Origin of the sequence: Kineococcus vitellinus (genome assembly GCF_009906315.1) — a bacterium.
GTDB classification, from domain to species: Bacteria; Actinomycetota; Actinomycetes; order Actinomycetales; family Kineococcaceae; genus Kineococcus; species Kineococcus vitellinus.
Window position 1 is genome coordinate 1 of the sequence record NZ_JAAALL010000229.1, and the last position, 7,209, is coordinate 7,209.

Here is a 7,209-nt window from a genome sequence, read left to right on the forward strand (position 1 = left end):
CCGGCGAGCTGCTCGGCCTTGACGAGGGCGCGCTCCACGGCGGCCAGCTGCCCGGGGTCGGCGGCACCGGCGACGCGCACCATCGCGGCGGCCTCGGCCACCTGCGCGCAGGCCGTCGCGGTGCGGGTGATGCGCCGGTGCACCTCGGGGTGCAGGCCCTCGGGACCGCGCGGGACGGTCATCGACTCCGACGGCGCCTCCTGCTGGGCCTGCAGGCAGCGGGCGCGCACGGCGCGGGCGACGAGGTCGACGCGGGGCAGCGCCTGCTCCAGGGCCTCGCGCGCCGGGCCCGGCGGGGTGCCGTCGACGACCTGCTCGACGCGGCGCACCGCCCGGTCCACCGAGTGCTCGGCGCGCTGCCAGACGCCCGTCCCCAGCGGGTCGGGCGCCCGGCGCCAGAACGCGAGCCTCAGAGGTACTGCCCCGTGCCGCCGGGCTGCACGCGCGGCATGCCGTCCCCGCGGGGTCGGCCGGGCTGCGGCGCGAGGCCGCCGGGCAGCGCGCGGCGCATCTCCTGCAGCTGGGCCTGCGCGGCCATCTGCTGGGCGACGAGCGCGGTCTGGATGCCGTGGAAGAGGCCCTCCAGCCAGCCGACGAGCTGGGCCTGGGCGATGCGCAGCTCGCTCTCGGAGGGCGCCGCGCCCTCCGCGAACGGCAGCGCGATGCGGCGCAGCTCCTCGACGAGCTCGGGGGCCAGGCCGTCCTCGAGCTCCGAGAGCGAGCGCTCGTGGATCTCCGCGAGGCGGGTGCGGCCCGCCTCGTCCAGCGGCGAGGAGCGGACCTCCTCCAGCAGCTGCTTGACCATGCTGCCGATCCGCATGACCTTCGCGGGCTGGGAGACCATGTCGGCGGGGCCGGGCTCGCCCTCCTCGGGCGGCTCGGCGATCCCCATGCCCTGCGGGGTCACGACGACCACCCGCGGGTCGGGGCCGTCCGCGCTCTCGCGCGGCGCGTCGGGCGGGGTGGGGTCTTCGGGGCCGGAGGCGAAGTCGGGCATGCCCCCATCCTGCCCTCAGCGCCCCGGCCGCACCTCCCGCGGGACCGCGCGGGCGCCCAGCAGCACGGTCAGGCCCACCACGGCGCCGGCCGCGAGGGCCGCCGCGAGGGTGGAGGTGCCCAGCAGGTAGACCACGGCCAGCACCGCGGCGCACGCCGCCGGCACGAGCAGGGCCAGCGCCGCGACGGCGCCGCGGCGGCGCGCGCCGCGGGTGGGCAGCGCGAGCGCGCAGCACAGGACGATCGAGCCGACGAGCGCGGAGGCCAGCACGTCGCTGACGCGGTGCCAGCCCTCGGTGACGACGAAGGCGCCGATCGTGGTGGCGGCCGCGGCGCCCACCAGGGCCAGGGGCGCGCGCAGCAGGCGGGGGGCGGCCACGCAGGCGCCCAGCGCCAGGCCCAGCACCGCGGAGGTGTGCCCGCTGGGCAGGCTGTTGGCCATCTCGCCGTAGCGCTCGCTGAGGTCGGGGCGCTGCAGCAGCCACAGCTTGAGCACCTCGGTCAGCCCCAGCGCGAGGGCGGCGACGGCGGTGCCCGCCAGCGCCCGGCCGGGCCGGCCGCGCAGCAGCCCGAGGGTGCCCACGACGACGATCCCGACGACCAGGTGCACCGGCTCCAGGCGGTCGGCCAGCGCGAAGGCGCGCCCCAGCGCGCCACCGGCCTCGGAGCCCTCGGCGAGCGCCCGCGCGTGCAGGGCGTTCTCGGCGTCCTGGCCGGCGGCCGTGCGCACGCACGCGACGTACAGGACGCCGAGCACGACGAGCTGCCACCAGGCGGCGGCGAGCGCCGCGAGCGACCAGGTCCGGCGCGGGGCCCGGCCGGTGCGGGCGCCCGGCTGGTGCGCGGGGCCGGCGGGTGCGGAGGTAGCCACCCGTCCACTGTGCGACACGTGCGCGCCGAGCGCGTCCGCGCGAGGTGCAGAGGCGGTGAGCTTCTCGTGAGCGGGCCCGGCGCGGGGTCGATGGGGGAGGGGTCAGCGGGAGGCGCGCTCCAGCGCCGCCTGCTCCTCGGCGGTGAGCTCCAGGTCGATCGCGGTCAGCAGCGGCGGCAGCTGCCCGGTGGTGCGGGCGCTGGCGATGGGGGCCAGCACGGTCGGCTGGTGGCGCAGCCAGGCCAGCGCCACCGCGGCGACGTCGACGCCGCGGGCGGCGGCGACCTCGTCGAGCGCGGCGAGCACCCGCGGGCCGCGCTCGTCCTCCAGGTACCGCGCGGCGCCCGCCTGCCGCTGGGACTCGGCCAGCTGCCCGGGGCGGTACTTGCCGGTGAGGAAGCCGGAGGCCAGCGCGGAGTAGGGCACCATCGCCAGCCCGTTGGCGGCCACGACGTCGGCGGCGTCGGACTCGTACTCCGAGCGCTCGACGAGGTTGTAGTGGTTCTGCAGCGCGACGTAGGAGGTCAGCCCCTCCCGCCGGGAGGTCTCCAGTGCCTCCTGCAGGCGGCGGCCGGTGAAGTTGGAGGCCCCGACCGCGCGGACCTTGCCGGCGCCGACGAGCTCGTCGAAGGCGCCGAGGACCTCGGCCTGGGGCACCTGCTCGTCGTCGGCGTGCGCCCAGTACAGGTCGACGCGGTCGGTGCGCAGCCGCTGCAGGGAGGCGTCGACGGCCGTGCGGATCGTCTGCGGCGCGAGCCCCTCCAGCCCGGGGGCCTTGCCGACCTTGGTGGCGAGCACGACCCGGTCGCGCTTGCCGCTGCGGGCGAACCAGCTGCCGATGATCGTCTCGGAGATCCCCGCGCCGCCCTGCGACCACGCCGAGTACACGTCGGCGGTGTCGAGGAAGTCGCCGCCGGCGTCGACGAAGGCGTCGAGCACGCGGTGGCTCTCCGCCTCGTCGGAGGTCCAGCCGAAGGTGTTCGTGCCGAGCGAGAGGGGGCGGACGTCGAGCTCCGAGGTGCCGATGCGCGTCATGCGCCCAGGCAAGCACCCGCTCCGGCGTCCCGCCCGCCGGGACCCGCGCGGACGGCGGGACGGCGCGGCCGCCGGTGCGGTAGGAACGGGGGGTGCCCACGCTCTCCGAAGGCGCCAACGCCCCCCTCGACGGCGAGGCGGTGCGCGCCGTCGTCAGCGGGCCGGTCGACCTCACCGCGCTCGTCGTCGGCGCCGACGGCGAGGTCGCCGGGGACGACGACATGGTCTTCTTCAACCAGCCCGCCGCGCCCGGGGTCCGCCTGCGCGGGCGCGTCCTGGAGCTGGACCTCGCGGGGCTGCGGCCGGGGGCGGACAAGGTGGTCCTGGCCGCCAGCCCGGAGCGCGAGGGGGACACGTTCGCGGGGGCGCCGCCGCAGCTCGTCGTCGAGCACGGCGGGGAGGCGGTGCGCTTCACCCCCTCCCGGCTGGGCGCGCAGCCCGTCGTCGTGCTCGCGGAGGTCTACCGCCGCGGCGGGGCGTGGAAGGTGCGGGCGGTCGGGCAGGGCTACGAGGACGGCCTGGCGGGGCTGGCCACCGACTTCGGCGTCGTCGTCGACGACGCCGGGACCGGGGCGCCTAGCCCGGAGCCCGGACCCGCAGCCGTCCCCGCCGCCGGGCCCGCCGCCGAGCCGGTGCTGTCGCTGACCAAGGGGGCCGAGAAGCTGCCGCCGCAGATGCGCGAGCGGCTGGACCTGCGCAAGCGGCAGGTCGCGCTCGTGCTCACCAAGCACGAGGTGCCCCGGCTGCGCTGCCGGGTCGTGCTCGTCCTCGACGTCTCCGGCAGCACGATCGGCCTGTACCGGCGCGGGGTGTTCACCCGCGCCGTGGAGCGGGTGGCGCCGGTGGCCGCGCAGGTCGACGACGGCGCGGAGATGCAGGTGTGGGCGATGGGCTCGCACGCCGCGCGCCTGGAGGACCTCACCATCGGCACGCTGCCGGACTGGCTGCAGGAGCACACGTCCAAGCGCTTCGGCGGGGCGGGCGGCTCGAACAACGAGAAGGCGGTCATCGCCGACGTCGCCGCCTACGTCGAGCGCGAGCCGCTGGAGATCCCCACGCTGGTGCTCTTCTTCCACGACGGCGGGGTGACCGACAACAGGGGGACGGAGAAGGCGCTGCGGGCGGTGGCGGACGCGCCGGTGTTCTGGCAGTTCATCGGCCTGGGCCGGGCGAACTACGGGGTCCTGGAGCGGCTGGACACCCTGGCCGGCCGCCCGCACGACAACACCGGCTTCTTCGCCCTCGACGACCTCGACGCCGTCGGCGACGAGGAGCTGTACGAGCGGATCCTCGCGGAGTTCCCCTCGTGGGTGCGCGGCTACTACCCGCCGGGCAGCCCGGTGCTGACCGGCCTGCGCTGAGGGGCCGCGCGAGCCCCGCTCAGCCGCGGGCGACCTCGCGCAGGCACGCGCACGTGGCGCGGTAGACGTCGGCCAGGGCCGCGTCCTCGCCGGCCTCGCGGCGCGAGGCCCACTCGTCGAGGGCCGCGCGCAACCCGGCGCTGACGGTCTCGGCGACGACGCGGGTGCGCAGGTCGACGCGGGGGCTGCCGGTGGCGGCGGCGATGCGCTCGAGGAACTGCCGGGAGTGCTCGGCGTCCATCCGCACGAGCGCCCCGCGCAGCGCCGCGTCGGCCATCACGAGGCAGCGCACGCGCAGCATGCGCTCGGCGCGGCCGGGTTCCTCGACGGCGAGCTCTGCGAGGACGTCGGCGACGGCGGCCTCGACGTCGGCGAGGCCGGCGGCGCCGGCGGCGGCCTCGACGCGCTGCTCCAGGCGTGCGGCCAGGGCGAGGTCGAAGGCGCGGTTGCCGCCGAGGGCGGCCGCCTCCTTGGTGGGGAAGTAGCGGAAGAAGGTGCGCGGCGAGACGCCGGCGGCGGCGGCGATGTCGTCGACGGTGGTGCCCTCGCAGCCGCGCTCCTCGAACAGCGCGAGGGCGGCGCTCTCGATCTCGGCCTGCGTGGCGAGCCGGCGGCGCTCGCGCAGGTCGGGGACGGTGGTCACGCGCTCAGGATAATCCCTGTCGAGTTGGCAGTCGCTGCCAGTAAGGTAGTGGCTGTCACCACGTCGAGGAGCTCCACCATGCCCACCAACGAGGACGCGACCCTGCCCGCGCCCGTCCCCGCACCCGCAGCACCCGCGACAGCAGCAGCACCTGCGGCACCCGCGGTACCCGAGCGAGCCGGAGCGGCCGCGCGGCTGGCCCCCGGCGACGCCACCCTCATCGGGCTGCTGCTCGTCTCCGCCTTCGTCGTCATCCTCAACGAGACGATCATGGGCGTGGCGCTGCCGCGCCTCATGGCCGACCTCGGCGTCACCGCGGCCACCGGCCAGTGGCTCACGACCGGGTTCATGCTCACCATGGCCGTGGTCATCCCCGCCACCGGTTTCATCATGACCCGCTTCCGGCTGCGCCAGGTCTTCGCCGCCGCGATGGGCCTGTTCAGCCTCGGCACCGCCGTCGCCGCGGTCGCGCCGGGCTTCGAGGTGCTGCTGCTCGGGCGCATCGTCCAGGCGAGCGGCACGGCCGTGATGATGCCGCTGCTCATGACCACCGCCATGACCCTCGTCCCGCCGGCCGCCCGCGGGCGCACGATGGGCACCATCTCGATCGTCATCTCGGTCGCCCCGGCCATCGGCCCGACGATCTCCGGCCTCGTCCTGTCCGCGCTCAGCTGGCGGTGGATGTTCCTGCTCGTCCTGCCCATCGCCCTGCTGGCCCTGGGCCTGGGGCTGTGGAAGGTGCGCGACGTCACCACCCCGCGCGAGGCGCGGCTGGACGTGCTCTCGCTGGCGCTGTCCGCCGTCGGCTTCGGCGGCCTCATCTACGGCCTCTCCAGCACCGGCGAGGCCGCGGGCGGGCACGCGCCGGTGGCGCCGTGGATCCCGGTCGCCGTCGGCGTCCTGGCGCTCGCGGCGTTCGTCGCGCGCCAGTCCCGCCTGCAGCGCGCCTCCGCGCACGGCCCGCTGATGGACCTGCGGGTCTTCGCCGACCGCTCCTTCACGGTCTCCTCGCTCGTGCTCGTCATCAGCTTCATGGGGCTGTTCGGCACCCTCATCGTGCTGCCGATCTTCCTGCAGACCGTCCTGCGGCTGGGCTCCCTGGAGACGGGGCTGCTGCTGCTGCCGGGCGGGGCGCTCATGGGCGTCCTCTCGCCCCTCGTGGGCCGCCTCTTCGACCGCTACGGCCCGCGCCCGCTCGTCGTGCCGGGCGCCGTCGTCGTCAGCGCCGGCCTGTGGCTGCTGACGACGCTGCACCCGGGCACCGCGACCGGGATGGTCGTCCTGGCCCACTGCCTGGTCAGCCTGGGCCTGGCGTTCATGTTCACGCCGCTGTTCACCTCGGCGCTGGGCTCGCTGCGCGCGGAGCTGTACGCGCACGGCAGCGCCGTCGTCGGCACGGTGCAGCAGCTCGCCGGGGCGGCCGGCACCGCGCTGTTCGTGACGGTGCTCTCGACGACCTCGGCGGACCGGCTGGCCGCGGGCGCCGACGCGCTCGACGCGGTCGCCGACGGCGTGCGCAGCGCCTTCGTGTGGGGCGGGGTCATCTCGCTCGTCGCGCTGGCCGCCTCCCTGCTGGTGCGGCGCCCGCCGCTGGTCCCGGGCCCGCGCACGCCCGTGCACTGAGACCCGCACACCGCGGACGGCCGATCCCCTCGGGGGGTCGGCCGTCCGTGTTTTCTGCACTTGACGCAAGAAGTGCACTGAGTGCACGATTGACGGGTGACGACGTCCCCGACCCTGCGCGACCGCCGCCGCCAGGAGACCACCGCCCTCATCACCTCCGCCGCCCTCGACCTCGCGGTCGAGCTCGGCTGGGACGCGGTGACGGCCGACGCGATCGCCGCCCGCGCCGGGGTCTCCCGGCGCACGTTCTTCAACTACTTCGCGACCAAGGACGAGGCGCTCCTGCACGGCGCGATGAGCTGGGACGAGGAGCTGCTGGAGGCCTTCAGCACCTCCTCCGGCCCCCTGCTGGCCGCCCTGGAGCAGCTCGTCCTCGCCCAGACCGCCGGGCACGAGCACGACCGCGACCGCGCCGTCCAGGTGTTCCGCCTCGTCGAGGCCTCCCCGGAGCTGCTGCCCCGGCTGCTGGCCGAGATCGCCCGGCACGAGGAGGTCCTGGCCGCGGCCATCGCCCGGCGCGAGGGCGTGGACCCGCTGACGGCCGCCGTCCACGCCGGCGTCGTCGGCACCGTCGTGCGCATCGGCGGGCAGCGCTGGCTCGCGGGGGACGCCCCGGACCCGGTGACCTCCCTGCGCGCGGCCTGGGCCGCGCTGCGCCTGCTCGCCTGACCCTCCCGAAC

General features: G+C 76.4%; 8 protein-coding genes. 3 read left to right on the forward strand and 5 right to left on the reverse strand.

What is annotated here, in order from left to right:
* The 4 genes from GTQ99_RS17225 to GTQ99_RS17240 form a co-directional block, all read right to left on the reverse strand.
* Positions 1–329 (reverse strand): hypothetical protein (locus GTQ99_RS17225; RefSeq protein WP_205707680.1); only part of this gene is annotated, 329 nt, incomplete at its 3' end.
* 80 nt (positions 330–409) lie between these two features.
* On the reverse strand, positions 410–997 hold the full coding sequence (locus GTQ99_RS17230) for a bacterial proteasome activator family protein (protein ID WP_166616959.1): 588 nt from the start codon (positions 995–997) through the stop codon (positions 410–412).
* A 15-nt stretch (positions 998–1,012) separates the two neighbouring features.
* Positions 1,013–1,867 carry a phosphatase PAP2 family protein gene (locus GTQ99_RS27085; RefSeq protein WP_166616960.1) on the reverse strand — a complete coding sequence of 285 codons (855 nt, stop codon included), beginning with the start codon at positions 1,865–1,867 and terminating at the stop codon, positions 1,013–1,015.
* 102 nt (positions 1,868–1,969) lie between these two features.
* Positions 1,970–2,902: an aldo/keto reductase gene (locus GTQ99_RS17240; protein WP_166616961.1), complete on the reverse strand. Its 933-nt coding sequence runs from the start codon at positions 2,900–2,902 to the stop codon at positions 1,970–1,972.
* Positions 2,903–2,994: 92 nt separating this feature from the next.
* Here GTQ99_RS17240 and GTQ99_RS27090 point away from each other — a divergent pair, with 92 nt between their 5' ends.
* Positions 2,995–4,263, forward strand: a complete 1,269-nt coding sequence (locus GTQ99_RS27090; protein ID WP_166616962.1) for a VWA domain-containing protein — start codon at positions 2,995–2,997, stop codon at positions 4,261–4,263.
* A 19-nt stretch (positions 4,264–4,282) separates the two neighbouring features.
* Here the strand turns inward: GTQ99_RS27090 and GTQ99_RS17250 are convergent, their stop codons facing one another.
* Positions 4,283–4,906 (reverse strand): TetR family transcriptional regulator, encoded by a 624-nt coding sequence (locus GTQ99_RS17250; RefSeq protein ID WP_166616963.1) that lies wholly within the window; start codon positions 4,904–4,906, stop codon positions 4,283–4,285.
* Between the two features lie 78 nt (positions 4,907–4,984).
* Between GTQ99_RS17250 and GTQ99_RS17255 the strand changes: the two genes are divergently transcribed.
* Together GTQ99_RS17255 and GTQ99_RS17260 are read left to right on the forward strand one after the other, a co-directional pair.
* Positions 4,985–6,529 carry an MDR family MFS transporter gene (locus GTQ99_RS17255; RefSeq protein WP_166616964.1) on the forward strand — a complete coding sequence of 515 codons (1,545 nt, stop codon included), beginning with the start codon at positions 4,985–4,987 and terminating at the stop codon, positions 6,527–6,529.
* 96 nt (positions 6,530–6,625) lie between these two features.
* Complete coding sequence (locus GTQ99_RS17260; protein ID WP_166616965.1) at positions 6,626–7,198, forward strand: TetR family transcriptional regulator; 573 nt, start codon at positions 6,626–6,628, stop codon at positions 7,196–7,198.
* Positions 7,199–7,209: the final 11 nt, after the last annotated feature.